Source organism: Streptomyces sp. NPDC046303, from assembly GCF_055588085.1.
Map to the genome: position 1 here is coordinate 38,585 of NZ_JBVJFA010000020.1, position 23,417 is coordinate 62,001.

Annotated in this window: 25 protein-coding genes; 13 read left to right on the forward strand and 12 right to left on the reverse strand. The window is 72.4% G+C overall.

Annotation, left to right across the window (positions count from 1 at the left end):
• Positions 1–2: 2 nt before the first annotated feature.
• Entirely contained in the window at positions 3–2,105 is a 2,103-nt protein-coding gene (locus tag ACZ6I1_RS21600) for an ATP-binding protein (RefSeq protein WP_469289494.1), read from the forward strand.
• A gap of 157 nt (positions 2,106–2,262) precedes the next feature.
• On the opposite strand, the gene ACZ6I1_RS21605 is transcribed toward ACZ6I1_RS21600, so the two are convergent.
• Positions 2,263–2,448: a DUF5999 family protein gene (locus tag ACZ6I1_RS21605; protein WP_361765487.1), complete on the reverse strand. Its 186-nt coding sequence runs from the start codon at positions 2,446–2,448 to the stop codon at positions 2,263–2,265.
• Positions 2,449–2,603: 155 nt separating this feature from the next.
• Here ACZ6I1_RS21605 and ACZ6I1_RS21610 point away from each other — a divergent pair, with 155 nt between their 5' ends.
• Together ACZ6I1_RS21610 and ACZ6I1_RS21615 are read left to right on the forward strand one after the other, a co-directional pair.
• The gene (locus tag ACZ6I1_RS21610; RefSeq protein WP_469289497.1) at positions 2,604–3,041 is read left to right on the forward strand and encodes an SRPBCC family protein; all 438 of its coding nucleotides are present in this window, start codon (positions 2,604–2,606) and stop codon (positions 3,039–3,041) included.
• A 62-nt stretch (positions 3,042–3,103) separates the two neighbouring features.
• Positions 3,104–3,907: an LppU/SCO3897 family protein gene (locus ACZ6I1_RS21615; protein WP_469289499.1), complete on the forward strand. Its 804-nt coding sequence runs from the start codon at positions 3,104–3,106 to the stop codon at positions 3,905–3,907.
• A gap of 55 nt (positions 3,908–3,962) precedes the next feature.
• Here the strand turns inward: ACZ6I1_RS21615 and ACZ6I1_RS21620 are convergent, their stop codons facing one another.
• Positions 3,963–5,192, reverse strand: a complete 1,230-nt coding sequence (locus ACZ6I1_RS21620) for an acyl-CoA dehydrogenase family protein (RefSeq protein ID WP_446588701.1) — start codon at positions 5,190–5,192, stop codon at positions 3,963–3,965.
• 208 nt (positions 5,193–5,400) lie between these two features.
• Between ACZ6I1_RS21620 and ACZ6I1_RS21625 the strand changes: the two genes are divergently transcribed.
• The gene (locus tag ACZ6I1_RS21625) at positions 5,401–6,045 is read left to right on the forward strand and encodes a TetR/AcrR family transcriptional regulator (protein WP_469289501.1); all 645 of its coding nucleotides are present in this window, start codon (positions 5,401–5,403) and stop codon (positions 6,043–6,045) included.
• 100 nt (positions 6,046–6,145) lie between these two features.
• Here ACZ6I1_RS21625 and def read toward each other — a convergent pair whose 3' ends face one another.
• Entirely contained in the window at positions 6,146–6,700 is a 555-nt protein-coding gene (gene def / locus ACZ6I1_RS21630) for a peptide deformylase (protein ID WP_469289503.1), read from the reverse strand.
• A 123-nt stretch (positions 6,701–6,823) separates the two neighbouring features.
• Between def and ACZ6I1_RS21635 the strand changes: the two genes are divergently transcribed.
• The 6 genes from ACZ6I1_RS21635 to ACZ6I1_RS21660 all read left to right on the forward strand — a co-directional run bounded on the left by ACZ6I1_RS21635 (position 6,824) and on the right by ACZ6I1_RS21660 (position 12,175).
• Positions 6,824–8,062: a MurT ligase domain-containing protein gene (locus tag ACZ6I1_RS21635; RefSeq protein WP_053790204.1), complete on the forward strand. Its 1,239-nt coding sequence runs from the start codon at positions 6,824–6,826 to the stop codon at positions 8,060–8,062.
• Positions 8,063–8,090: 28 nt separating this feature from the next.
• A complete protein-coding gene (locus tag ACZ6I1_RS21640; protein ID WP_469289505.1) occupies positions 8,091–8,819 on the forward strand; it encodes a type 1 glutamine amidotransferase in 729 nt (242 codons plus the stop codon).
• A 215-nt stretch (positions 8,820–9,034) separates the two neighbouring features.
• Positions 9,035–10,060 carry a 6-phosphofructokinase gene (locus tag ACZ6I1_RS21645; RefSeq protein ID WP_469289507.1) on the forward strand — a complete coding sequence of 342 codons (1,026 nt, stop codon included), beginning with the start codon at positions 9,035–9,037 and terminating at the stop codon, positions 10,058–10,060.
• Between the two features lie 89 nt (positions 10,061–10,149).
• On the forward strand, positions 10,150–11,106 hold the full coding sequence (locus ACZ6I1_RS21650; RefSeq protein ID WP_469289509.1) for a cytochrome c oxidase assembly protein: 957 nt from the start codon (positions 10,150–10,152) through the stop codon (positions 11,104–11,106).
• 32 nt (positions 11,107–11,138) lie between these two features.
• Positions 11,139–11,297, forward strand: coding sequence for a hypothetical protein (locus tag ACZ6I1_RS21655; RefSeq protein WP_469289511.1), 159 nt, complete (start codon positions 11,139–11,141; stop codon positions 11,295–11,297).
• Positions 11,298–11,464: 167 nt separating this feature from the next.
• On the forward strand, positions 11,465–12,175 hold the full coding sequence (locus ACZ6I1_RS21660; RefSeq protein ID WP_469289513.1) for a lysophospholipid acyltransferase family protein: 711 nt from the start codon (positions 11,465–11,467) through the stop codon (positions 12,173–12,175).
• 29 nt (positions 12,176–12,204) lie between these two features.
• Here ACZ6I1_RS21660 and ACZ6I1_RS21665 read toward each other — a convergent pair whose 3' ends face one another.
• The 8 genes from ACZ6I1_RS21665 to ACZ6I1_RS21700 form a co-directional block, all read right to left on the reverse strand.
• On the reverse strand, positions 12,205–13,809 hold the full coding sequence (locus ACZ6I1_RS21665) for an alpha/beta hydrolase (protein ID WP_469289666.1): 1,605 nt from the start codon (positions 13,807–13,809) through the stop codon (positions 12,205–12,207).
• Positions 13,810–14,055: 246 nt separating this feature from the next.
• On the reverse strand, positions 14,056–14,853 hold the full coding sequence (locus tag ACZ6I1_RS21670) for an urease accessory protein UreD (protein WP_469289515.1): 798 nt from the start codon (positions 14,851–14,853) through the stop codon (positions 14,056–14,058).
• On the reverse strand, positions 14,850–15,545 hold the full coding sequence (ureG, locus tag ACZ6I1_RS21675) for an urease accessory protein UreG (RefSeq protein ID WP_469289517.1): 696 nt from the start codon (positions 15,543–15,545) through the stop codon (positions 14,850–14,852). Before ureG ends, ACZ6I1_RS21670 begins: the two co-directional genes overlap by 4 nt.
• A 22-nt stretch (positions 15,546–15,567) precedes the next feature.
• Positions 15,568–16,242, reverse strand: a complete 675-nt coding sequence (locus ACZ6I1_RS21680) for an urease accessory protein UreF (RefSeq protein WP_469289519.1) — start codon at positions 16,240–16,242, stop codon at positions 15,568–15,570.
• Between the two features lie 16 nt (positions 16,243–16,258).
• Positions 16,259–17,980 carry an urease subunit alpha gene (locus ACZ6I1_RS21685; protein ID WP_469289521.1) on the reverse strand — a complete coding sequence of 574 codons (1,722 nt, stop codon included), beginning with the start codon at positions 17,978–17,980 and terminating at the stop codon, positions 16,259–16,261.
• Positions 17,973–18,284, reverse strand: a complete 312-nt coding sequence (locus tag ACZ6I1_RS21690; RefSeq protein WP_469289523.1) for an urease subunit beta — start codon at positions 18,282–18,284, stop codon at positions 17,973–17,975. Before ACZ6I1_RS21690 ends, ACZ6I1_RS21685 begins: the two co-directional genes overlap by 8 nt.
• Before the next feature lie 12 nt (positions 18,285–18,296).
• Complete coding sequence (locus ACZ6I1_RS21695) at positions 18,297–18,599, reverse strand: urease subunit gamma (RefSeq protein WP_469289525.1); 303 nt, start codon at positions 18,597–18,599, stop codon at positions 18,297–18,299.
• Positions 18,600–18,940: 341 nt separating this feature from the next.
• On the reverse strand, positions 18,941–19,390 hold the full coding sequence (locus tag ACZ6I1_RS21700; protein ID WP_469289527.1) for an ATP-binding protein: 450 nt from the start codon (positions 19,388–19,390) through the stop codon (positions 18,941–18,943).
• 198 nt (positions 19,391–19,588) lie between these two features.
• On the opposite strand from ACZ6I1_RS21700, the gene ACZ6I1_RS21705 reads away from it, so the two are divergent.
• Positions 19,589–20,473, forward strand: coding sequence for a helix-turn-helix domain-containing protein (locus ACZ6I1_RS21705; protein WP_469289529.1), 885 nt, complete (start codon positions 19,589–19,591; stop codon positions 20,471–20,473).
• A gap of 12 nt (positions 20,474–20,485) precedes the next feature.
• A complete protein-coding gene (locus ACZ6I1_RS21710) occupies positions 20,486–20,707 on the forward strand; it encodes a DUF397 domain-containing protein (RefSeq protein WP_469289532.1) in 222 nt (73 codons plus the stop codon).
• 4 nt (positions 20,708–20,711) lie between these two features.
• Here the strand turns inward: ACZ6I1_RS21710 and ACZ6I1_RS21715 are convergent, their stop codons facing one another.
• Positions 20,712–21,884 carry an 8-amino-7-oxononanoate synthase gene (locus ACZ6I1_RS21715; RefSeq protein ID WP_469289534.1) on the reverse strand — a complete coding sequence of 391 codons (1,173 nt, stop codon included), beginning with the start codon at positions 21,882–21,884 and terminating at the stop codon, positions 20,712–20,714.
• A 156-nt stretch (positions 21,885–22,040) separates the two neighbouring features.
• Here ACZ6I1_RS21715 and bioB point away from each other — a divergent pair, with 156 nt between their 5' ends.
• Entirely contained in the window at positions 22,041–23,297 is a 1,257-nt protein-coding gene (gene bioB, locus ACZ6I1_RS21720; RefSeq protein WP_469289535.1) for a biotin synthase BioB, read from the forward strand.
• Positions 23,298–23,417 lie beyond the last annotated feature (120 nt).

A 23,417-nucleotide genomic window follows, 5' to 3' on the forward strand; every position in this document is an offset into this window, starting at 1 on the left:
CCGTGTTCGGTGAGTACTCGGTCAACGACAGTCAGGCAGGCTCCACGGGCGGCGGCGCCGAGCCGGACTCGGGCTCCCTGCCGGGAAACCTGCCGCCGGAATCGGCGAGCTTCGTCGGCCGGGAGGCGGAACTCGGCCTGCTGGAACGCACGTTGAGCGAGCGAAGACTCGTCACCCTCACCGGGGTGGGCGGCGTCGGCAAGTCCCGGCTCGCACTGCGGGCCGCCGCCGCGGCCGGCCGGGCACGGCGCGACGGCGTGTGGTGGGTGGAGCTGTCTCCCCTGCGCGACCCCGCGCTGCTCACCGCGACCGTCGCCCACGTCGTCGGCCTCGCCGACCACTGCCCCCGCCCCCTCGACGAGGAGCTGTGCGCGTGGATGGCCGACAAGGAGCTCCTGCTCGTCCTCGACACCTGCGAGCACCTGGTCGCGCACTGCCGCCATCTGGTGGGCGAACTCCTGCAGTCCGCACCCGGACTGACGGTCCTGACCACCTCCCGGGAGCCGCTCGGATCCCCCGGCGAGGAGGTCGTCGAGGTCCGGCCGCTGCCCTGTGCGGGACCCGACAGCGACGCCCTCGCCCTCTTCCGCGCCCGCGCCCTCGCCGCGACCCCGCGCGCGGCGGCCGCCTTCGAGGACGCCGGCCGGACCGCGATCGCGGCCGAGCTGTGCCGGCGCCTCGACGGGATCCCGCTCGCCCTGGAACTGGCCGGCGCCCGGATGCGGCGGTGGACGCTGGAGCAGATGGCAGAACGGATCGGCGAGCGCTTCGACGTGCTCACCGACACCCGGACCGCCGCCCTGCCGCACCGGCACCGGACGATGCGGACCGCGATCGGCTGGAGCCACGAGCTGTGCGAGCCGCTGGAGCGGCTGCTGTGGGCCCGGCTCTCGGTCTTCACCGGGGACTTCGACGCCGCCGCGGCCCGCGCGGTGTGCGCGGGCGGCCCGCTGGCCGCCTCCCGGGTGGAGCGGCTCCTGGCGGGCCTGGTCGCCAAGTCGGTGGTCCGGCGCACCGAGGAGCGCGGCGCCGGCGCCCGCTACCGGATGCTGGACACGATCCGCGAGTACGGGCACGAGTGGCTCGTCGAGCTCGGCGAGACGCGGATCGTCGCCGACCGGCACGCCCACTGGTACGCGGCGCTCTCCCAGGCGGCCGACCGGGGCTGGCTGGGCCCGGGCCAGGTGGACTGGTACCGCAGGATGACCGCCGAGCACGCGCAGCTGCGCACGGCCCTGGAGCACCTGCTCGGTTCCGACCCGGTGTCGGCGCTGGAGATGGCCGGGGCGCTGTGGTTCTACTGGTTCGCGTGCGGGCACGTGCACGAGGGCCGGGCCTTCCTGGAACGGGCGCTGGCGGCCACCCTGCCCGCGGGATCCGCGTACAACCAGGCCCTGTGGGCCCTCGGCCTGACCGCTCTGCTCCAGGGCGACCTGGAGACCGCCCGGCGGATCGGCGAGGAGTGCACGAAGGGCGCGGCCCGGCTCGCGGACCCCGAGCGGGAGCTGCGCGCGGCCTATCTGCTCGCCGTGTCGGTGCTGATGCCGGGAGACCCCCTGCGGGCCCTCGCCCTGGCCGGTCCGCGCGCGCGGGCGGGCCACGGCGGGCGGACCGGCGATGCGGGCTGGCTGCTGTGCAAACTGGCCGCCAGCTACGCGCTGTGCGACCTCCGGCGCTTCGACGAGGCGGCCCGGGAGGCGCTGGCCCTGCGCGAGACCTGCGCGGAGCTGGGCGAGCGCTGGCTGCGAGCGTACGCCGACTACGTCCTGGCGGTGGCCGCGCTGGGCCTGGGCGACCACGGGGAGGCGGCCCGGCACGTGCGGGCCATGCTGTCGGGCAAGCGGCTGCTCGGCGACCGCTTCGGGATCGCGCTGGGCCTGGACCTGCTGGCCGCGGCGGTGGCGGGGCTCGGCGACGGCGAGCTGGCGGCGCGCCTGCTGGGCACCGGACACGCCTGGTGGCGCACGGTCGGCCGGCCGCAGATGGGCGGCTCGCCCTCACTGCGGGCCCTGCGGGACCAGGGCGAGCGGCAGGCCAGGGCGGCGATCGGCGACGCCGCGTACGAAACGGCCTTCCGGGGCGGCGCGGCGGCGCCCACCAGCTGATCTACAGCCGGTGGACGGCCGGGCCGCGTGGTAACCGGATCGGGACTCCCGTCAGTACGGGAGGGGTCTGCCCGACGGTGTGCGCAGGTCCAGGTCTCGGGGGGCGGGCTTGGGGACGGGCTTGCGGATCAGCTGCTGGCGCATGCTGCCTCCTCGCTCAGACCAGGGCCGGGCGGCGGGGTTCCACCGTCTGGCCGTCGGGGAGCAGTTCCCCGGTGTCGTCGAAGACCATGACGCCGTTGCAGAGCAGGCTCCAGCCCTGTTCCGGGTGGAAGGCCACGGTGCGGGCGGCGTCACGGTCGGCGCTGTCGGCGGGCGGGCAGGGGGGCTGGTGGGAGCACATGGCGCACCTCCTCGCAGAGTGGGGCGGGAGGGCCGGTGGTCACCCGGTCGAATCCGCGATCCACGGTGGCGGTGAGTATTACCGATCGCCACCCCCGGACGGAACCCATATCGGCGGTCCAGTTCAGGGTGTGTATGCCCGATTACCATGCGCTCATGCCCGGTATCCGGTTCGTTCACCGCACGCGTCTCGCACCGGCCGAGGCGTGGTCGCGGCTGACGGACTGGGAACGCCACGGCGAGCGGGTCCCCCTCACCCGGACGATCATCGAAACGGAGCCTCCGACGAGGGTCGGAACGGTCTTCACCGCACGGACGGGCGTGGGGAGGATCACATGCGACGACCCCATGGAAGTCGTCGTCTGGCGGCCTCCGGGGGAGGGTACGGGCGGGTTCGTCCGATTGGTGAAGCGCGGAAGGGCCGTGACGGGCTGGGCGGAGATCGAGATCCGTCCTCTGCCGGACGGCGGCAGCGAGATCCACTGGCGCGAGGAGCTGCGCCTGCGGGGCCTTCCCCGCGCTCTGGACCCGCTGGTCGCCTTCGCCGGCCGACTGGTCTTCTCCCGGGCCGTGCGGGCGCTGTTGGGCCGATAGCGTTCCTTTAGGGTTCCTCCGTCACCGACCGGTGACGACCGCGAGAACCGAGGGGGATCTTCGTGGCCACCCCGCCACCGCCACATCCGCACCAGCCCGCGGGCCCGTATCCGGGGGCCGCCCCGCACACCCCGCACCCTCCGTACGTCCCACAGGCCCCCTCCACCGCGGCAGCCCCGTACGCCGCGGCCGCGCCGCAGGCTCCGTACGGCGCCCCGTACGCCCTCACGCCGGAGCAGGGCGCGTACGGCTGCCGCGTCTGCGGAGCGCTGCCCGTCGCGGACACGACGGTGTACGGGCACCAGGGCCTGGTCGTACTGATGCGGTTCCGCAGCCGCAAGGGCCCGTTCTGCCGTGACTGCGGGGTCGCCACCGTCCGCGAGATGTCGGCACGGACCCTGTGGCAGGGCTGGTGGAGCCCGCTGTCGGTGATCATCACGCCGATCACGCTGCTGGTGAACCTCGGCCCGTGGGGAAAGCTGTGCCGGCTCGGCCCGCCGACGGGCGGGGTCATGGCCCCGCTGAATCCCGGCAGGTCGCTGTGGCTGCGGCCGCCCGCGCTGGCCTTCCTCGTACCGCTGCTCCTCGCGATCCTCGCGATCCCCACCCTCATCCTCGTCTCGGCGCTGAACGGGGACGACGAGCAGGCGGTCCTGCAGGTGGGGCAGTGCGTGCGCAACGAGGGCGACTGGAGCCACCAGGCCCTGGTGGTCACGGACTGCGACGCGGGTTTCGCCCAGTACAGGGTCACCGGACACCTCGACCACGAGGGCGCCCGCTGCGCGGACGGCGAGTACATCACCCACCTGCGGGAGCGCCCGGACGGCCTGGCGGCCTCCTGTCTGCGCCCGCTGCCCGTCCGCTAGACGCACCTCGGCCGGGCACCCCGCGGGGAGCCCGGCCGGGCCGGGACGCACAGCACTAGCGGATGGGCATGTCCGAGATGGTGCGGGCGATCACCAGCCGCTGGATCTCGCTGGTCCCCTCGAAGATCGTGTAAATGGCGCTGTCGCGGTGCATGCGCTCCACCGGGTACTCGCGGGTGAAGCCGTTGCCGCCGAGGATCTGGACCGCCTGGGCCGTCACCTTCTTGGCGACCTCGCTCGCGAACAGCTTCGACATGGAGCCCTCCGCCGAGGTGAACGGCCGGCCCGCGACCGCCATCCAGGAGGCCCGCCACACCAGCAGCCGTGCCGCGTCGATCTGGGTCCGCATGTCGGCGAGCTGGAAGGCCACGCCCTGGTTGTCGATGATCGGGCGGCCGAACTGGGTCCGGGTCTTCGCGTAGTCCAGGGCGACCTCGTACGCGGCGCGCGCCGTGCCCACGGCCATCGCGCCGACCGCCGGCCGGGAGGCCTCGAAGGTGGCCATGGCGGCGTTCTTCACGCGCTCGCCGCCGCCGCTGCGGGCCCGCTCGCGGGCCCGCGCGAGCCGCTCGTCGAGCTTCTCCTTGCCGCCGAGCAGACAGGAGCCGGGGATCCGTACGTCCTCCAGCACCACCTCGGCGGTGTGCGAGGCGCGGATGCCGTGCTTCTTGAACTTCTGGCCCTGGGACAGCCCGGGGGTGTTCGGCGGCACGATGAAGGAGGCGTGGCCCTTGGTGCCGAGCTCCGGGTCGACCACGGCCACGACGATGTGGACGTTGGCGATGCCTCCGTTGGTCGCCCAGGTCTTGGTGCCGTTCAGCACCCACTCGTCCTTGGCCTGGTCGTAGACCGCACGGGTCCGCATGGATCCGACGTCCGATCCGGCGTCCGGCTCGGAGGAGCAGAAGGCGGCCACCTTCACGTCGTCCGGGGTGCCGTACATCTGCGGGATCCACGTGCCGATCTGCTCCTCGGTGCCGTTGGCGACGACGCCGATGGCCGCGAGTCCGGTGCCGACGATGGACAGGGCGATGCCCGCGTCACCCCAGAAGAGCTCCTCCATCGCCATCGGGATGCCGAGGCCCGTGGGGTCGAAGAACTGCTGGGCGTAGAAGTCCAGTGAGTAGATGCCGACCTTGGCGGCCTCCTGGATGACGGGCCAGGGAGTCTCTTCGCGCTCGTCCCATTCCGCGGCCGCGGGGCGGATCACGTCGGCGGCGAAGCCGTGGATCCAGTCCCGGACCTGCTTCTGGTCGTCGTTGAGCTCCATGGTGAACTCCGCCATGTCCCCTCCACCTGTCCGTGCTCGTCGTATCGGTGTGTTACTAGCGGTAACCCACACGGGGGCACAGTCTGTTACCGGCGAGTAAGCAGTGTCAAGCTCGGACACCGCCCCACGGCGCCGACCACCACCGATTCGATCGCCAGGGTGCGCAGGGTGTTACGTTGCGTGGGCGTCACGCACATCGCAAGGGCGGGGAGAGAAACACATCATGGAGACCACGCAGCAGGCAGACGAGCCCGGCGCGGGCGAGCGCCGGCGCCGGGAGCTGCTCGAAGCCGCCGACCGGGTGGTGCTCAGGGACGGCCCGAAGGCCTCCATGAACGCCATCGCGGCGGAGGCCGGCATCACGAAGCCGATCCTCTACCGGCACTTCGGCGACAAGGCGGGCCTCTACCAGGCCCTCGCCGTCCGGCACACCGACGCCCTGCTCGACTCGCTGCGGGCCGCGCTCGACGCCCCGGCCGAGCGGCGCCGCCGGGTGGAGTCCACCCTCGACACCTACCTCGCCGCCATCGAGGCCCGCCCGCAGGTCTACCGCTTCCTGATGCATCCGGCCGACGACTCCCAGAGCGCCGAGCGCGGCTTCGACGTGGGCCTGCACTCGGCCCCGCTGCTGCGCCGCCTCGGCGAGGAGCTCGCCGAGGTGATCGGCGAACGCGTGGACCTCGGGCCGGGCGGCGAACGCCTCGCCCGCGTCTGGGGCCACGGCATCGTCGGCATGATGCACGCGGCGGGCGACTGGTGGCTCGGCGAACGCCCCTGCGACCGCGCGGACCTGGTCGCCGGCCTCACCGACCTCTTGTGGGGCCGCCTCGCCACCGCCGGCAACCGCGAAGACGGCCCGGGCTTCTAGCCCCTTCGCCAGGCCAAACCCAGCCTCGCCGGCGTTTGAGGCGCGGGTCCGGGCAGAGCCCGGTGCCCGGCGGAGCCGGGTTCCTGGGGCCGGAGATCCGCTAGCCGCGCAGCGCCTCCGCGCCCCACGGAGTCTTCCCGATGGCCCGCCGCAGGCGACGGGCCCGCAGCCCGGTCACCCGGTCCGCGTACACCGTCCCGTCGAGGTGGTCGCACTCGTGCTGCAGGCACCGGGCGAAGAACCCGGTGCCCTCGATCCGCACCGCCGCTCCGTCCGAGGTCACCCCTTCGACGACGGCCCGGTCGAACCGCGCGGTGCCCGCCTCGAGCCCCGGCAGGGACAGGCACCCCTCGGGACCGAGGAACTCGTCCCCGTCCGCCGCCACGAGCCGCGGGTTGACGATGTGTCCGAGATGGCGGACGTCCTCGTCGTCGGGGCAGTCGTAGACGAAGACCCGCTTGCCGACCCCGATCTGGTTCGCGGCGAGGCCGACGCCCTGGGCGGCGTACATCGTCGCGAACATGTCCTCGATGAGCCGGTCGAGTTCCGGTCCGAACTCGGTGACCTCCGCGCAAGCGGAATGGAGCACCGGATCGCCCAGCAGGCTCATGGTGCGGACGATGCCGGTGGTACCGGGGATGGGGCGCTGTCGCATGGCGGTAAGGGTACGACGGGCGAATATATGAGGAGATCTGCCGTGGTGCGGGGGCGCCGCGGTCAAGGCCCCGGCAGCTACTGGATAGGCTGGGTCCGACCGACGCAAGGAGGACAAGGGACGATGGCAGGCAACACGGAGCCGCTTTCGCCGCGGGCCAAGCTGGCCGTGACGGCGGGCAAGGCCGCGGCGGCGGTGTCGCGGGCCGCGGGACGCGGAAGCGGATCGGTGATCGGCGGCAAGGTCGCACTCAGGCTCGACCCCGATCTTCTCGGCGCGCTGGCGCAGCACCTCGACGTCGTCCTCGTCTCCGCGACGAACGGCAAGACCACGACGACCCGGCTGATCGCGGAGGCCCTGCGGGCCAGCGGTCCGGTCGTCTCCAACGCGCTGGGCGCGAACATGCCGGCCGGCATCACCTCGGCGCTGGCCGGCGGCTCGGACGCCAAGTACGGCGTCATCGAGGTCGACGAGAAGTACCTGGCCGGAGTGGCCCGGGACGTCACCCCCAAGGTGATCGCCCTGCTGAACCTCTCCCGCGACCAGCTGGACCGCGCCGCCGAGACCCGCATGCTCGCGGAGAAGTGGCGCGAGGGCCTCCAGGGCTCCAAGGCGGTCATCGTCGCGAACTGCGACGACCCGCTGATCGTCTGGTCCGCCTCCTCCTCGCAGAACGTGGTGTGGGTCGCGGCCGGCCAGGAGTGGAAGGACGACGCCTGGTCGTGCCCCTCCTGCGGCGGTGTCATGCAGCGCCCGGGCGACGACTGGTTCTGCGGCGAGTGCGGTTTCCGCCGCCCCACGCCGAGCTGGGTGCTCTCCGGCGACCACGTCCTGGACCCGCACGGTTCGGCCTGGCCCATCCACCTCCAGCTGCCCGGCCGCGCCAACAAGGCCAACGCCGCCACCTCGGCCGCCGTCGCCGCCGTATTCGGCGTCCCGCCGCAGGTCGCGCTGGAGCGGATGTACCAGGTGCAGGCCGTCGCGGGCCGCTACGACGTGGTGAACTTCCAGGGCCGTGAGCTGCGGCTGCTGCTCGCCAAGAACCCGGCGGGCTGGCTCGAAACGTTTTCGCTGATCGATCCGCCGCCGACCCCGGTCATCCTCTCGGTGAACGCGCGCGGCGCCGACGGCACCGACACCTCCTGGCTGTGGGACGTGGACTACCCGCGCCTGGCCGGCCACCCGATCTTCGTGATCGGCGACCGCAAGCTGGACCTCGCGGTCCGCCTCGAGGTCGCGGGCCTGGACTTCCGGGTGTGCGAGACCCTCGACGAGGCCGTGCAGCTGGCGCCGCCCGGACAGATCGAGCTGATCGCGAACTACACCGCCTTCCAGGACGTGCGCCGCCGCGTCGGCAACTAGCCCCCTCAGAACCGCAGAGGACAAGAGCATGAGCGACAACAGCCTGCGTCTGGTGTGGGTCTACCCCGACCTGCTCAGCACGTACGGAGACCAGGGCAACGCCCTCGTGGTGGAGCGCCGGGCGCGCCAGCGCGGCCTGGACGTGCAGCGCGTGGACGTGCGCAGCGACCAGCCGATCCCCACCTCGGGCGACATCTACCTGATCGGCGGCGGTGAGGACCGGCCGCAGCGCCTGGCCGCCGAGCGCCTGCTGCGCGACGGCGGTCTGGAGCGGGCCGTCTCGAACGGGGCGATCGTCTTCTCCGTCTGCGCCGGGTACCAGATCCTCGGCAACGAGTTCGTCAACGACCAGGGCCAGCGCCAGGAGGGCCTCGGCCTGCTGGACGTGGTGACCGTGCGCGGTGAGGGCGAGCGGTGCGTCGGCGACGTCCTCGCCGACATCGACCCGCGGCTCGGCCTGCCGCAGCTGACGGGCTTCGAGAACCACCAGGGCGTCACCCACCTCGGGCCGACGGCACGGCCGTTCGCCCGGGTGAGCATGGGCCGCGGCAACGGCACCGGCGACGGCACCGAAGGCGCGTACAACGACACGGTGTTCGGCACCTACATGCACGGCCCCGTGATGGCCCGCAACCCGCAGATCGCGGACCTGCTGCTGAAGCTGGCCCTCGACGTCAACGCGCTGCCGGCCATAGACGACCGGTGGTACGAGGCGCTGCGCGCGGAGCGCATCGCGGCGGCGACGCAGCCCGCGTAGCGCCCTGCGGGCCGCTCATCGGGGCGGCCCCGCCATCATGTGTTCGGCCCGGTTTTCCCTAGGGGGAACCGGGCCGACGTCGTTTCGTACGACGTGTGCGACCAGCATGTGGAGGATGGTTCAGTCCACCGCTCCACCGCTTGTAGGGTGGCCGTAGTTCCCACCGGACGACGTGGTCCGGTCGCCGGCCCACGTTGCAAAGGTCTCTTCCTGCCATGCGCATTGGTGTGCTCACTTCCGGTGGCGACTGCCCCGGCCTGAATGCCGTCATCCGCTCCGTCGTGCACCGCGCGGTCGTCGACCACGGCGACGAGGTGATCGGCTTCCTCGACGGCTGGAAGGGCCTGCTGGAGGCGGACTACCGCAAGCTCGACCTCGACGCCGTCGGCGGCATCCTCGCGCGCGGCGGCACCATCCTCGGCTCCTCCCGGGTGCAGCCCGCGCACCTGCGCGACGGTGTGGAGCGGGCCCGCGGCCACGTCGCGGACCTCGGGCTCGACGCGATCATCCCGATCGGCGGCGAGGGCACGCTGAAGGCCGCGAACCTGCTCTCGCAGGCGGGCCTGCCGATCGTCGGCGTTCCCAAGACCATCGACAACGACATCGCGTCCACCGACGTCACCTTCGGTTTCGACACCGCCGTCGGGGTCGCCACCGAGGCGCTGGACCGGCTGAAGACCACCGCCGAATCCCACCAGCGCGTGATGGTCGTCGAGGTCATGGGCCGCCACACCGGCTGGATCGCCCTGCACTCGGGCATGGCGGCCGGCGCGCACGCCATCGTCGTACCGGAACGGCCCTTCGACATCGAGGAGCTGACGGCGATCGTCGGCGAGCGGTTCTCGGCGGGCAAGCGGTTCGCGATCGTCGTGGTCGCCGAGGGCGCCAAGCCGCGCCCCGGGTCGATGGACCTGGAGGAGGGCGGCGTGGACATGTACGGCCACGAGCGGTTCGCCGGCATCGGCAACCGGCTCGCGGTGGAGCTGGAGCACCGCCTGGGCAAGGAGGCCCGTCCGGTGATCCTGGGCCACGTCCAGCGCGGCGGCACGCCCACCGCGTACGACCGGGTGCTCGCGACCCGCTTCGGCTGGCACGCCGTGGAGGCCGCCCACCGCGGCGAGTTCGGCATGCTGACCGCGCTGCGCGGCACGGACATCGAGATGGTGCCGCTCGCCGAGGCGACCTCGACCCTCAAGACGGTCCCGGCCGAACGCTACGACGAGGCCCAGACGGTTCTGTAACCGTTTGCCCGTTACGGCCGCCCCCGCGCGCAGGAGCGTACGGGGGCGGCACTACTGTGGTGGGGCGCCACAGTCAAGGGAGTGAAGAGATGGACCACAGCGGGCACGGCATGGACATGAACATGGACCTGCCGCCCTTCACTCTCGGTCGCGGGCTGGAGTTCTCCTTCGACGCCTTCTTCCTGTTCGGGTCGCTGCTGGGGCTCGCGCTGTACGGGTGGGGCGTGCTGCGGCTGCGCCGCCGCGGTGACTCCTGGCCGCCGGGCCGGACCATCGCCTTCACCCTCGGTGTGCTGAGCGTGGTGCTGGTGATGTGCACCAAGCTGAACGACTACGGCATGGTCATGTTCAGCGTCCACATGGTCCAGCACATGGTGATCAGCATGATCACCCCGATCCTGCTGCTGCTGGGCGCTCCGGTGACGCTGGCGCTGCGCGCGCTGCCGCCCGCCGCGCGCGGCCACAAGGGCCCGCGCGAGCTGTTGCTGATGCTGCTGCACAGCCGCTACATGCGGATCATCACGCACCCGGCGTTCACGATCCCCATGTTCATCGCCAGCCTCTACGGTCTGTACTTCACCCCGCTCTTCGACTTCCTGATGGAGTCCAGGGCCGGGCACATCACGATGATGGTGCACTTCCTCGCGGTCGGCCTGATCTTCTTCTGGCCGATCATGGGCATAGACCCGGGGCCGCACCGCCCCGGGTACGTGATGCGGATGCTGGAGCTCTTCGCCGGCATGCCGTTCCACGCCTTCTTCGGCATCGCCCTGATGATGGCGAGCCAGCCCATGATCAAGACGTACGTGGATCCGCCCGGCTCCCTGCGCATCGACCCGCTGCTCGACCAGCAGTGGGGCGGCGGGATCGCCTGGGCCTTCAGCGAGATTCCCTCGGTGCTGGTGCTGATCGCGCTGGTCTACCAGTGGTACCACTCGGAGCAGCGGGCGGCGAAGCGCTCCGACCGGGCCGCGGACCGCGACGGCGACCGCGAGCTCGCGGAGTACAACGCATATCTGGCCTCGCTCCGGGGGCGTGGCCAGTAGCGCAGTGCGGCCTCGGCGCGCCACCATGGAGCATGACCGGATCCGTTAAGGCGATGGCAGTCATGACCTTCGCCGCTCTGGTGGCCGTCGCCACGTATTCCGTGGCCCTCGGCAGCAACGGCTGGCTGTGGTTCGGCTGGGTGGTGCTGGGACTGCTGACCGCGGGCCTGGCCGCTTCACGCGGCGCGTGAGCCGCGGCCGCCGCTGCCGCCGCTGCCGCTGCCGCTGCCGCTGAACCGTGGTGGCCGACTGTGCGTGCCAGGTCGTGACGGTGCGTGTGACCGCACCTAGACTGGTTCCTTTCGCCATGTCCGGCGGCGGCCGGCAGTGCGCCGCCCCAGGAATCGGGAGCGGCCCGGTGTTCTACCACTTGCTCAAGCACGTGTTGCTCGGTCCGCTGCTGCGGCTGCTGTTCAGACCGCGGATCGAGGGCCTGGAGAACATCCCGGCGGAGGGGGCCGCGATCATCGCGGGCAACCACCTGTCCTTCTCCGACCACTTCCTGATGCCCGCGATCCTCAAGCGGCGGATCACCTTCCTCGCGAAGGCGGAGTACTTCACCGGTCCCGGGCTCAAGGGCAGGCTGACCGCCGCCTTCTTCCGCAGCGCCGGGCAGATCCCCGTGGACCGCTCCGGCAAGGACGCCGGCCGGGCGGCGCTGCGCGAGGGTCTCGGGGTGCTGGCCAAGGACGAACTGCTGGGCATCTACCCGGAGGGCACGCGCTCGCACGACGGGCGGCTGTACAAGGGCAAGGTGGGCGTGGCGGCGATGGCCCTGGGAGCCGGGGTACCGGTCGTGCCGTGCGCGATGGTCGGCACCTTCGAGATCCAGCCGCCCGGGCAGAAGATCCCGAAGATCCGGCGGGTGACGATCCGCTTCGGCGCGCCGATGGACTTCTCCCGGTACGCGGGGCTGGAGGGCGAGCGGGCCGTCCTGCGCGCGGTCACCGACGAGATCATGTACGCCATCCTCGAGCTGTCCGGCCAGGAGTACGTCGACCGGTACGCGGCCGAGGTCAAGGCCGAGGAAGAGGAGGAACGGAAGAAGGCCCGGCGCAGATCGCGCTGAGCCCTCTCCCGTACGGACGACCGCCAGGCCTAGCGGACGGCCGGGAGTTCCTCACGCGCCGGCCAGGCGGCGCCCGGACCGTGCTCGAGCGTCAGCGCGGCGACCGGGGCCGGGGCCGGGGCGACCGGAGCGGCGTGCGGGGCGCACGTCACGTCCTGGGCGTCGACCTTGCCGGTGAGCAGGTAGGTGTCGACCCGCGTGTTGATGCAGGGGTTCACCAGGCTGGTGACGCCGTGCGAGCCGGCGTTCTGCTCGGTGATCAGACGGGAGCCGGCGAGGCGGCGGTGCAGCTCGACCGCACCCTCGTACGGCGTGGCCGCGTCCCGCTCGGACTGGACGATCAGCACCGGCGCCAGACCGCGCTTGGCACCGACCTCGATCGGGGTGCTCTGCTGGGACTTCCAGGTCGCGCAGGGCAGGTTCATCCAGGCGTTCGACCAGGTCAGGAACGGGTACTTCTCGTGCAGCCGGGTGTTGTCGCGGTCCCACCTGGCCCAGCTGGTGGGCCACTTGGCGTCGGCGCACTCGACGGCGGTGTAGACGGCGTTGCCGTTCTCGGAGGCCGCGTTGCCCTTGGTGTCCGACATGTCCGGGGCGATGGCGTCGATGAGCGCCTGCTCGTCACCGGCCTCGTACGCGGCCCAGGTCCGGGCGACGGGCACCCAGGAGGAGTCGTAGTACGGGGCGCCCTGGAAGAAGCCGATCAGCTCGGCCGGACCGACGACCCCGCCGAGCGGGTTGGCCTTGGCCTTGGCGCGCAGCTCCTGGTACTTGGCCTCGACCTTGGCGCGGGTGTCGCCGAGGTGGAAGACCGCGTCGTTCTTGGCGACCCAGTCCTGCCAGTCGTTCCAGCGCATCTGGAAGGCCACGTCCTGGCCGAGGTTGGCCTCGTACCAGATGTTGTCCGGGTCCGGGTTGACGACGCTGTCGACGATCATGCGGCGCACGTGGGTCGGGAAGAGGGTCGCGTAGACCCCGCCGATGTAGGTGCCGTAGGAGACGCCGAGGAAGTTCAGCTTCTGCTCGCCGAGGGCGGCGCGGATCACGTCGAGGTCGCGCGCGGTGTTCGGCGTGGTCATGTGCGGCAGCATCTCGCCGCTGCGCTCCTTGCAGCCGTCCGCGTACGCGGCGGCGAGCTTGCGCTGGGCGCGCTTGTCGGCCTCGGTGTCCGGGACCGGGTCGGCCTTGGGGGCCTTGACGAATTCCTGCGGGTCGATGCAGGAGATGGGCGCGGAGTGGCCGACGCCGCGGGGGTCGAAGCCCACGAAGTCGTACGCCTTGGAGGCGTTGACCCACAGCGGGCTCTTGGTGGTGACCCTGCGCGGGAAGCGCATGCCGGAACCGCCGGGACCGCCGGGGTTGTAGATGAGCGCGCCCTGGCGCTCCTCCTTGGTGCCGGTGTTGCCGATCCGGTCGACGGCGATGTCGATGGTCTTGCCGAACGGCTTGGCGTAGTCGAGCGGGACCTTCACCCAGCCGCACTGGATGGGCTTCTCGAAGCCCCAGTCGGCGGGGCAGTCCTTCCAGTCGATCCCCGTGCGGGCGGCGCGGGCGGCGGCGATCCGGACGCCCACCGCCTCCGCGGCTCCGTTGTCACGGCCGGCCGGGGCCGCCGAGGCCGGCGGCGCGAGCATGAGGCCCGCCGCCAGCGTGCCGGTGATCAGTGTGGCGGCGCTCCCCAGCGCCGCGTTGCGTATCACGTGGTTGTTCCCCCTGCGTCAGTCTGCCGCCGTGGGCGGCCGGATGGTCGGTTCGGTCGTCGGCGTGCAGGGGGATCCTTGCGCCTTACCGCGAGTCGGCGACAGAGCGGCGGCCGGTTCTTTGCCAACCCGATAACCGGAGAGGGGTGTACCGCTGACCGGTGCCCGCCGCGTCGCGAACTACGGTCCCGACGGCGGCCCGTAGGTGCGGGCGGCCGCGTCGAGCAGTTCCCGCAGCCGCAGGGCGTCCGGGGCCAGGGCGGTCACGAGGACGGCCGGTCCGGCCAGCGGGGTGACCGCGGCGAACTCCCCCAGCAAGCCCGCCGCGGGCGGGGTGTCGGCGAAGTCGGGGTCGACGACGAGGAGTTGGCCGAGCGCGCGGTGGCCGGCCAGCCCGGCGGGCCCGTCCCAGCCGCCGGGCGCGCCCGGTCCGCAGGTCAGCTCCTGGTCCAGCAGCGGGCGCCCGCCGCGGGTGACGGTGAGCCGGCTGCGCAGCAGGCCGGGGGCCTCCCCGCACCGGCCCAGCACCTGTTCCTCGCGCAGCACCAGCCGGGCCGTGGGGGCCAGTTCGACCCGCGTGCGCACCCGCAGGTCGCTGCCGCGCACGGAGACCAGCGGCTCGGGCAGCCACCGTACCGACGCACCGTCCTCCAGGGTCAGGTGTACGTCGTACTGCGCGGGCTCGCCGCCCCGGCCGGGCAGGGCCAGGGTGGCCGCCGCCGAGGCGAGGGCGAACCGCGCCCCGGGGCCGGCGGTCGCCTCGACGGTCAGGTGGTCGCCGCCCAGCGGGGCGCTCATGGCACCGACCAGCATGACCCCGGCCTCGGCGGCGGTTCCCCGGGTACGCCGCAGTGCGAGCGGCCCGTCCCCGGCCAGCAGCGGCAGGGCGGTGCCGCCCCGGCCGTCGGCGACGGCGCGGACGCGGGCGGTGGCCCGCAGGCCGGCGGGGGTGACGATGACGGGGGGCGCGCTGGTCACCGTACGACCCAGGCGGCGATCCGCTCGCGCACCCAGGCGGCCACCGGAGCCACGCCGTCGTCGCCGCGCAGCGACTGGAAGGCGACGGGCAGTTCGCCGCGCTGCGCGGCGGCGTCGCGGGCCATCCGTTCGAGGTCGGAGCCGACGTGCGGGGCGAGGTCGGTCTTGTTGACGACGAGGAGGTCGGCGGTGGTGACGCCGGGGCCGCCCTTGCGCGGGATGTCGTCCCCGCCGGCGACGTCGATGACGAAGATCTGCGCGTCGACGAGTCCACGGGAGAAGGTGGCGGTGAGGTTGTCCCCGCCGGACTCGACGAGGATCAGGTCGAGCGGGCCGGTCTGCCGGAACGCCTCCTCCAGTTCCTCGACCGCCTCCAGGTTGGCGGAGATGTCGTCGCGGATGGCGGTGTGCGGACAGGCGCCGGTCTCCACGGCGGTGATCCGCTCGGGTGGCAGGACGGCCTCGCGGAGCAGGAACTCGGCGTCCTCGCGCGTGTAGATGTCGTTGGTGACGACGGCCATGGACAGCTCGGCGCGCAGGGCGCGGCACAGCGCCGCGACGGTGGCCGTCTTGCCGGAGCCGACGGGGCCGCCGAGCCCGATGCGCAGGGCGCGCCGGGTGCCGTCGGCGCGCAGGGGCGCTGCGCTGTGGGTGTGGCGAGGGGGGTAGGTCACCGCGTGATCGAGGTGCATGGGGGTCTCCTTCGGGGGGTGGTCAGGAAGCGAAGAGGCGTACCGGCCAGTCGGCATGGACCTCTGCCGCGATCTCCAGCAAGGGCGAGGAGGCCGCGGGAAGGGCGTCCGTGCCCTCGGTGCGGGCCCGGTGGGCGGCCTCGGCGGCTGCGGTCGCGACGGCGTCGAGGGCGGGGGCGAGCCGGGCCAGCGCTGCGCTCGCCTCGAAGGGGTCCAGGCCCAGCAGCCGCACCGTCGCGGTCGCGGGCCCGCCGACGCTCTCGTACGCCGCCACGTGCGCGGCATCGAGCGGCCCGAGCCCGGCCGCCCGGGCCGTGAGCCCGAGTACGACGGGCTGGTGCGCCCCGCGCGGGAACGCGGCGGCCAGTGCGTCCAGTTCGGCGGCGGGCCAGGTGGCCCGGGCGGCCCGCAGGAGCTGGCGACCGAGCCGGCGTGCGGCGGTGCGCAGGGCGGGCGAGGGGGTGCGGGCGTCTGCGGCGGCGTCGAGCTCCGCGGGGTCGAGGCCGAGCGCGGCCGCCGCGGCGAGGGCGGCGGCGGTGAGCCCGGCGGTGTGCAGGCGGCCCCGGCAGAAGTCCTCCAGGGTGGCCGCGTCGTGGATCCGGCCCGCCTTGCAGGCGGCCTCGGCCCCGCCGGAGTGGGCGTGGCCCCCGGCGGGGAAGCGGCCGTCGGCGAGGACGAGCAGCGCGGCGAGGCTCATCGGGTTGCGCCGCCCATCAGAAGAGGAAGTATCTCTGTGCCATGGGCAGTTCCGCGGCGGGCGCCGGCTCCACGGCCTCCCCGTCGATGGTGACGGTGAAGGTGTCGGCGTCGACCTCGACCCTGGGCAGGGCGTCGTTGTTGCGCATGTCCGCCTTGCCGACCTTGCGGGTGCTCTCGATGGCGACGAACGCCTTGCCGAGGCCGAGCCGGTCGGGCAGGCCGTCGTCGAGGGCTGCCTGGGCGGTGAAGTTGACGGAGTTCAGGCCGGGCGCGCGGCCGTGGCTGCCGAACATCGGCCGGGGCAGCACGGGCTGCGGGGTGGGGATGGAGGCGTTGGCGTCGCCCATCTGGGCGTAGGCGATCTGGCCGCCCTTGATGACCAGCTCGGGCTTGACCCCGAAGAAGGCGGGGTTCCACAGCACCAGGTCGGCGAGCTTGCCGTTCTCGACGGAGCCGATCTCGCGGGCGAGGCCCTGGGCGACGGCGGGGTTGATCGTGTACTTGGCGACGTAGCGGCGGGCCCGCTGGTTGTCGGCCGGTCCGTCGCCGGGGAGGAAGCCGCGGCGCTTCTTCATCACGTGGGCGGTCTGCCAGGTGCGCAGGACGACTTCGCCGATCCGGCCCATGGCCTGGGAGTCGGAGGAGATGATCGAGATGGCCCCCATGTCGTGCAGGATGTCCTCGGCGGCGATGGTGGACGGCCGGATCCGGGATTCCGCGAAGGCGAGGTCCTCGGGGACGGACGGGTTGAGGTGGTGGCAGACCATCAGCATGTCGAGGTGCTCCTCGACGGTGTTGACGGTGTGCGGCCGGGTGGGGTTGGTGGAGCTGGGCAGGATGTTGGGCTCGGAGACCACGGTGATGATGTCGGGTGCGTGCCCGCCGCCCGCGCCTTCGGTGTGGTACGAGTGGATGGTCCGCCCGGCGATCGCGGCGAGGGTGTCGGCGACGAACCCGGCCTCGTTGAGGGTGTCCGTGTGGATGGCGACCTGGGCGCCGGTCTCGTCGCAGACGCTCAGACAGGCGTCGATGACGGCCGGTGTGGACCCCCAGTCCTCGTGGATCTTGAACCCGAGTGCGCCGCCGCGCAGTTGGGAGTGCATGGCCTCGCGCGACATGGTGTTGCCCTTGCCGAGGAGGCCGATGTTGACGGGGTAGGCCTCCAGCGCCGCGAACATCCGGGCCAGGTGCCAGGGCCCTGGGGTGACGGTGGTGGCCTTGCTGCCTTCGGCCGGGCCGGTTCCGCCGCCGACGAGGGTGGTGATGCCGGCGGCGAGGGCCGCCTCGATCACGGTCGGGGAGATGAAGTGCACGTGGGCGTCGATGGCACCGGCGGTGAGGATCTTCCCGTTGCCCGCGATGATCTCGGTCTCGGGGCCGATCACGAGGGCGGCGTCCACGCCGTCCATGGTGTCGGGGTTGCCGGCCTTGCCGATGCCGCAGATCCGGCCGTCGCGGATGCCCAGGTCGGCCTTGACGATGCCCCAGTGGTCGAGGATCACCACACCGGTGATCACGGTGTCGGGTGCGCCTTCGGCCCGGGTGGTGCGGGCCTGCCCCATGGACTCGCGGATCACCTTGCCGCCGCCGAAGACCGCCTCGTCGCCGGCCCGGCCGGGGCCGCCGGCGAGGTCCTGCTCGATCTCGACGAACAGGTCGGTGTCGGCCAGCCGGATCCGGTCACCGGCCGTTGGCCCGAAGAGGTCGGCGTACCGCTGCCGGGAGATCTCAGCCATCGAGCGGCCCTCCGGTCTCCCCGCGCAGTCCCGGTACGGTGCGCAGTCCGGCCAGCGGTACGAGTTCCACCGCGACCGGGATGCCCGGCTCGAACCGCACGGCGGTGCCGGCGGCGATGTCGAGCCGGAGCCCGCGGGCGGCGGAGCGGTCGAAGTGCAGGCCGGGGTTGGCCTCGGCGAAGTGGTAGTGGGAGCCGACCTGGACGGGCCGGTCGGCGGCGTTGAGCACGGTGAGACGTGTGACGGGGCGGCCCTCGTTGAGGCGCACCGGACCGTCCCCGTAGGCGATTTCGCCGGGGATCATGGCGGGTTCTCCTCAGACGATGGGGTCGTGGACGGTGACGAGTTTGGTGCCGTCCGGGAAGGTGGCCTCGACCTGCACGTCGTGGATCATTTCGGGGATCCCCTCCATGACGTCCGCGCGGCCGAGCACGGTACGGCCGGAGGCCATCAGCTCGGCCACGGTCCGGCCGTCACGGGCCCCTTCGAGGATGTGCGACGTGATCAGCGCGATCGCCTCGGGGTGGTTGAGGCGCACCCCGCGGGCCCGGCGCCTCGCGGCCACGTCGGCAGCCACGTGGATGAGCAGTCTCTCCTGCTCGTGCGGAGTCAGTTGCACAGGTATCACCAAGTTTCCGGGACAAGGCCAACATCGCGCCGCGGCGACCCTATCGGCCGTCAGCACGCCGTTGACCTGGGGATATCCGAGCCAAGCAAGTCTTGCCCCACGCAGAGAAAGACATTCCGTCCCGACCACCGCCGCTTTACCGGATCATGGGTGATCTTTGGCGGACGAACGAGGAGCCACGCTAGGCGCCGCGCTTTTCCGCTGAGTTAACCCACGTTTCGGGAAGGCACCCGGTTCACCTCACGGGCCCCTGAATCGCCATTCCGTATACGGCCGGGGTCACGGGCCGGTGACACCGGCCGGTGACACCGGCAGGGTGCACCCGCCCGGGGTCAGCAGCCGGTGGCGGTCTTCGCCGGGGCGCCGACCGTCCAGGGCAGCGCGATCCAGACCGTCTTGCCCCCGTCCTCGGTGGGGCTGACGGAGAGCCGGCCGCCCGCTTCCGCGGTGAGCCACCGGATGATGACCAGGCCCCGGCCGTTGTCCTGCTGGACGGCGGCCGGCAGCCGCTTGGGCCAGCGCGGGTGGCTGTCGGTGACCCCGACGCGCAGCCACTCCTCGCGCTCGAGCCGGACGTCGACGGTGAAGGTGGGCGACTGGCCGAACGTGTGCTGCACGGCGTTGGTGGCGAGCTCCGAGACGATCAGCCGGACGCTGTCGGCGGTGGTGTCGTCATCGGGCAGTCCCCATTCGCCCAGCACCTCCGCGACGTAGCGTCGGGCAGTGGCGACCGAGGCGGGATCGCTCGGCAGAGTGACGGATGCTTCCTGGTGATCTGCCATGGCGACGGTCCCTTTCCCACCCGGGGCCGAGCCGCCCCGGATCTGTGCTGGACGCCAGAGTGCCACCCATCGTCCCGCCGTTTCTCCCGTTCCCCCAAGATATGCATATATCTGTCGCTCAATGCGGTGAACTCTGCTACGGAAGAGCGTATTTGGACGGCAGACTGGTGCGAGCTGTGCCGGTGGAAGGAGGCGGGTATGCAGCACGGTCCCGCGGTGCGTCGGCGCAAGCTCGGCGAGGAACTGCGTGCCCTGCGTGACCGGTCCGGTCTCACGAGCGGTGAGGCGGCCCGGATCGCAGGATGGCACCAGTCGAAGATCAGCCGCATCGAGACGGGTCGCAGCGGGGTCAAGCCGGAGGACATCCGCCTGCTCCTCGACGTCTACGGGGCGATCGTGAGCCCCGAACAGCGGGCGCTGCTGGAAGCCCTGTCGGCCTCGGCGGCCGGCCCCGGCCCGGGGGGCGACACCGGGCGGGGCCGCCAGTGGTGGCACGACTACCGGGGGCTGCTGCCGCAGGAGTACCGGGATTTCATCAGCCTGGAGGCGGGCGCCCGGTCGGCGCGCACGGTGGAGCTGTCGGTGGTGCCGGGCCTGCTGCAGACCGCCGGGTACGCGCGGGCGGTGACCCGGGCCGCGCTGGGCGGGCTGCCGGAGCCGAAGGTGGACGCGCTGGTCGAGGTACGGCTGGCGCGCCAGAAGGTGCTGCGGGCCGATCCGCCGCTGGAGCTGAGCGCCGTACTGGACGAGGCGGTGCTGCGCCGGCAGATCGGGGGGCCGGGGGTGATGGCGGGGCAGTTGAGACACCTGGTGGAAGTGGGGCGACTGCCCCAAGTCCGACTTCAGGTATTGCCGTTCAGTGTGGGGGGCCATCTCGGCCTCACCGGGCCGTTCGTGATTTTCTCATTCCCGAACATCGCCGATCTGGATGTGGTGGTACTCGACCATTTGACGAGTAGCCTCTATCTGGAGCGGAAGGAAGACCTTGAGGCGTACAGCGCCGCGTTCCGCACCATTCAGGAGCACGCCCTCCCGCCCCAGGACTCGTCGGATCTCATCAGCTCACTCGCTGACGACGCGTAAGGAGGCACCCCCGTGTCCGCAACCCCCTTATCCAGCAGCGGACTTCTGATCAGCGCGCGGTGGCGGCGGAGCAGCCGCAGTACCGGAATGAACAATTGCGTGGAAGCGGCCGTCCTCGGCGGCGGCCTGCTGGCCGTCCGCGACTCCAAGCGGACGGACGGCCCGGCTGTGCTCTTCACCGGGCCGGCCTGGACCGGCTTCCTCGCGAGCGTACGAACGGACGTGCCCTGCTGACGTCCTAGCGGTCCGTGGCTCCGGCCGGTGCGGTCTGCAGAATCGTTCCGACGGCCTGATCGATCTCCTCCCCCGTGAGATCGGCCCGGGCGGTCAGCCGCAGCCGGGAGATGCCGTCCGGTACCGACGGCGGCCGGAAGCACCCCACGGACAGTCCTGCCTCCCGGCAGTCGGCGGCCCAGCGCAGTGCCGCCGGGGCCGACGGGGCCCGCACCGACACCACGGCCGCGTCCGGCCGGGCCGCGGTCAGGCCGGACGCGGTGAGCCGCCCGTACAGCCGGTCGGCCACCTCGCGGGCGCGGGCGGCGCGTTCCGGTTCCCGCCGGAGCAGGCGCAGGCTCGCCAGCGCCGCGCCCGCGGCGGCCGGGGCCAGCCCCGTGTCGAAGATGAAGGTGCGCGCGGTGTTGACCAGGTGCCGGATGACTTTGGCCGGACCCAGCACGGCGCCGCCCTGGCTGCCCAGCGACTTCGACAGGGTGAGCGTGGCCACCACCCCCGGAGCCCCCGCGAGTCCGGCGGCGTACAGCGCGCCGCGGCCGCCCTCCCCCAGGACGCCCAGACCGTGCGCGTCGTCCACGAGCAGGGCCGCGCCCTCGTCACGGCAGGCCGCCGCGTAGCCGGCGAGCGGGGCGGCGTCCCCGTCGACGGAGAACACCGAGTCGGTGACCAGCAGCGCCCGGCCCTCGTGCGCGGCCAGCGTCTTGCGCGCGGTGTCGGGGTCGGAATGCGCGATCACGGCGGTCTCGGCGCGCGAGAGGCGGCAGCCGTCGACGATCGAGGCGTGGTTCCCGGCGTCGGAGACGACCAGGGTCCCGCGGTCGCTGAGCGCGGTCACGGCGGCCAGGTTGGCCGCGTAACCGGAGGAGAGGACCAGCGCGGCCTCGAACCCGCAGAAGGCGGCCAGCTCCCGCTCGAGCTCCGCGTGCAGCTCGGTCGTGCCCGTCACGAGACGCGAACCGGTGGCTCCGCCGCCCCACCGCTCGGCGGCCTCCTGTGCGCCGCGGACGGTCTCCGGATGCCGGGACAGCCCGAGGTAGTCGTTGCTCGCGAGGTCCAGCAGCGGGGAGTCCGCCGGGCGCGGCCGCAGCGTACGGACGAGCCCCGCCTCTTCCCGGGCGCGTTCCGCGGCATCGATCCAGGCGAAGACGTCCACCGGATCGGGAGTGTGCTGGGGCATCGGCAGGTCCTCGTGTTTTGTCGGCAGTCCACAGACCTGCCCGACCCTAGCGGCCGTGACTTCTGTGCCAGGTGTGGCGATACACACACTCCCATCCGGCCATGTTGTTCGATCTCTCCTTGGCTGGGAGTGGTGGTGTGGTCCAGGATCGGCCTCATGGACCTGCTGAACACCCTGGTGGACAAGGGGCTGCGGCGCGAGCTGCCGACCCGCGAAGAGGCGCTCGCCGTACTGGCGACTTCCGACGACGAACTGCTCGACGTGGTGGCCGCGGCCGGCAAGGTGCGCCGCCAGTGGTTCGGCCGCCGGGTCAAGCTCAACTACCTGGTCAACCTGAAGTCGGGCCTGTGCCCGGAGGACTGCTCCTACTGCTCGCAGCGCCTCGGCTCGAAGGCCGAGATCCTCAAGTACACCTGGCTGAAGCCGGAGGAGGCCTCCCAGGCCGCGGCGGCCGGTGTCGCGGGCGGCGCCAAGCGCGTCTGCCTGGTCGCGAGCGGCCGCGGACCGACGGACCGGGACGTGGAGCGGGTCGGCAAGACGATCGCCGCGATCAAGGAGCAGAACGAGGGCGTCGAGGTCTGCGCCTGCCTGGGCCTGCTCTCCGACGGCCAGGCCGAGCGGCTGCGCGACGCGGGCGCGGACGCGTACAACCACAACCTGAACACCTCGGAAGCCACGTACGGCGCGATCACCAAGACGCACACCTACGCGGACCGCGTGGACACCGTGCAGAAGGCGCACGCGGCGGGCCTGTCCGCCTGCTCAGGTCTGATCGCGGGCATGGGCGAGAGCGACGAGGACCTCGTCGACGTCGTCTACTCGCTGCGCGAGCTGGACCCCGACTCGGTACCGGTCAACTTCCTGATCCCCTTCGAGGGCACCCCGCTCGCCAAGGAGTGGAACCTCACCCCCCAGCGCGCCCTGCGGATCCTCGCGATGGTCCGGTTCGTCTGCCCCGACGTCGAGGTCCGGCTCGCGGGCGGGCGCGAGGTGCACCTGCGCTCCATGCAGCCGCTGGCCCTGCACCTGGTGAACTCGATCTTCCTGGGCGACTACCTGACCAGTGAGGGCCAGGCCGGTCAGGCGGACCTCGACATGATCGCGGACGCCGGTTTCGAGGTGGAGGGCGCGGGTACGACCACGCTCCCGGCCCACCGGTCCGACGTGGCGGAAGCGGCCGCTGCGGGCGGCTGCGGCTCGCACGGTGGCGGCGCCTCGGTCTGTGGTTCGGCGGGCTCCGCCGGAACCGCCGACTCCGCCGGGGAGGCCGGCTGCGGCTCGGCCTGCGGCGGCTGCTCCGGGCACGCGGAACCGGCGCCCGTAGCGGCGCAGGCGGAGGCCGGGGAGGTCCGCTCGGACCTGGTGGCGGTCCGCCGCCGCGGCGCGGGAACGGACCTCGCCCCCAATGCCTGACCTGCACCATCCGCACGATCCGCTCGACCGGCGGCATCCGCTCGATCAGCTCGATCAGCTCGGTCAGCCGCTGTCCGGCGCGGACCTGCTCGCGCTGGACCGGCAGCACGTCTGGCACCC

Bases quoted from the DNA above. Each gene is read 5' to 3' on its own strand.
- ACZ6I1_RS21715 (WP_469289534.1), bottom strand. From the start codon at position 21,884: ATGCCCCAGCACACTCCCGATCCGGTGGACGTCTTCGCCTGGATCGAT.
- ACZ6I1_RS21635 (WP_053790204.1), top strand. From the start codon at position 6,824: ATGGCAGGCAACACGGAGCCGCTTTCGCCGCGGGCCAAGCTGGCCGTG.
- ACZ6I1_RS21690 (WP_469289523.1), bottom strand. From the start codon at position 18,284: ATGATCCCCGGCGAAATCGCCTACGGGGACGGTCCGGTGCGCCTCAAC.
- ACZ6I1_RS21650 (WP_469289509.1), top strand. From the start codon at position 10,150: ATGGACCACAGCGGGCACGGCATGGACATGAACATGGACCTGCCGCCC.
- ureG (WP_469289517.1), bottom strand. From the start codon at position 15,545: ATGCACCTCGATCACGCGGTGACCTACCCCCCTCGCCACACCCACAGC.
- ACZ6I1_RS21620 (WP_446588701.1), bottom strand. From the start codon at position 5,192: ATGGCGGAGTTCACCATGGAGCTCAACGACGACCAGAAGCAGGTCCGG.
- ACZ6I1_RS21680 (WP_469289519.1), bottom strand. From the start codon at position 16,242: ATGAGCCTCGCCGCGCTGCTCGTCCTCGCCGACGGCCGCTTCCCCGCC.
- ACZ6I1_RS21645 (WP_469289507.1), top strand. From the start codon at position 9,035: ATGCGCATTGGTGTGCTCACTTCCGGTGGCGACTGCCCCGGCCTGAAT.
- ACZ6I1_RS21610 (WP_469289497.1), top strand. From the start codon at position 2,604: ATGCCCGGTATCCGGTTCGTTCACCGCACGCGTCTCGCACCGGCCGAG.
- ACZ6I1_RS21705 (WP_469289529.1), top strand. From the start codon at position 19,589: ATGCAGCACGGTCCCGCGGTGCGTCGGCGCAAGCTCGGCGAGGAACTG.
- ACZ6I1_RS21665 (WP_469289666.1), bottom strand. From the start codon at position 13,809: ATGCTCGCGCCGCCGGCCTCGGCGGCCCCGGCCGGCCGTGACAACGGA.
- bioB (WP_469289535.1), top strand. From the start codon at position 22,041: ATGGACCTGCTGAACACCCTGGTGGACAAGGGGCTGCGGCGCGAGCTG.
- ACZ6I1_RS21625 (WP_469289501.1), top strand. From the start codon at position 5,401: ATGGAGACCACGCAGCAGGCAGACGAGCCCGGCGCGGGCGAGCGCCGG.
- ACZ6I1_RS21685 (WP_469289521.1), bottom strand. From the start codon at position 17,980: ATGGCTGAGATCTCCCGGCAGCGGTACGCCGACCTCTTCGGGCCAACG.
- ACZ6I1_RS21640 (WP_469289505.1), top strand. From the start codon at position 8,091: ATGAGCGACAACAGCCTGCGTCTGGTGTGGGTCTACCCCGACCTGCTC.
- ACZ6I1_RS21700 (WP_469289527.1), bottom strand. From the start codon at position 19,390: ATGGCAGATCACCAGGAAGCATCCGTCACTCTGCCGAGCGATCCCGCC.
- ACZ6I1_RS21655 (WP_469289511.1), top strand. From the start codon at position 11,139: ATGACCGGATCCGTTAAGGCGATGGCAGTCATGACCTTCGCCGCTCTG.
- ACZ6I1_RS21605 (WP_361765487.1), bottom strand. From the start codon at position 2,448: ATGTGCTCCCACCAGCCCCCCTGCCCGCCCGCCGACAGCGCCGACCGT.
- def (WP_469289503.1), bottom strand. From the start codon at position 6,700: ATGCGACAGCGCCCCATCCCCGGTACCACCGGCATCGTCCGCACCATG.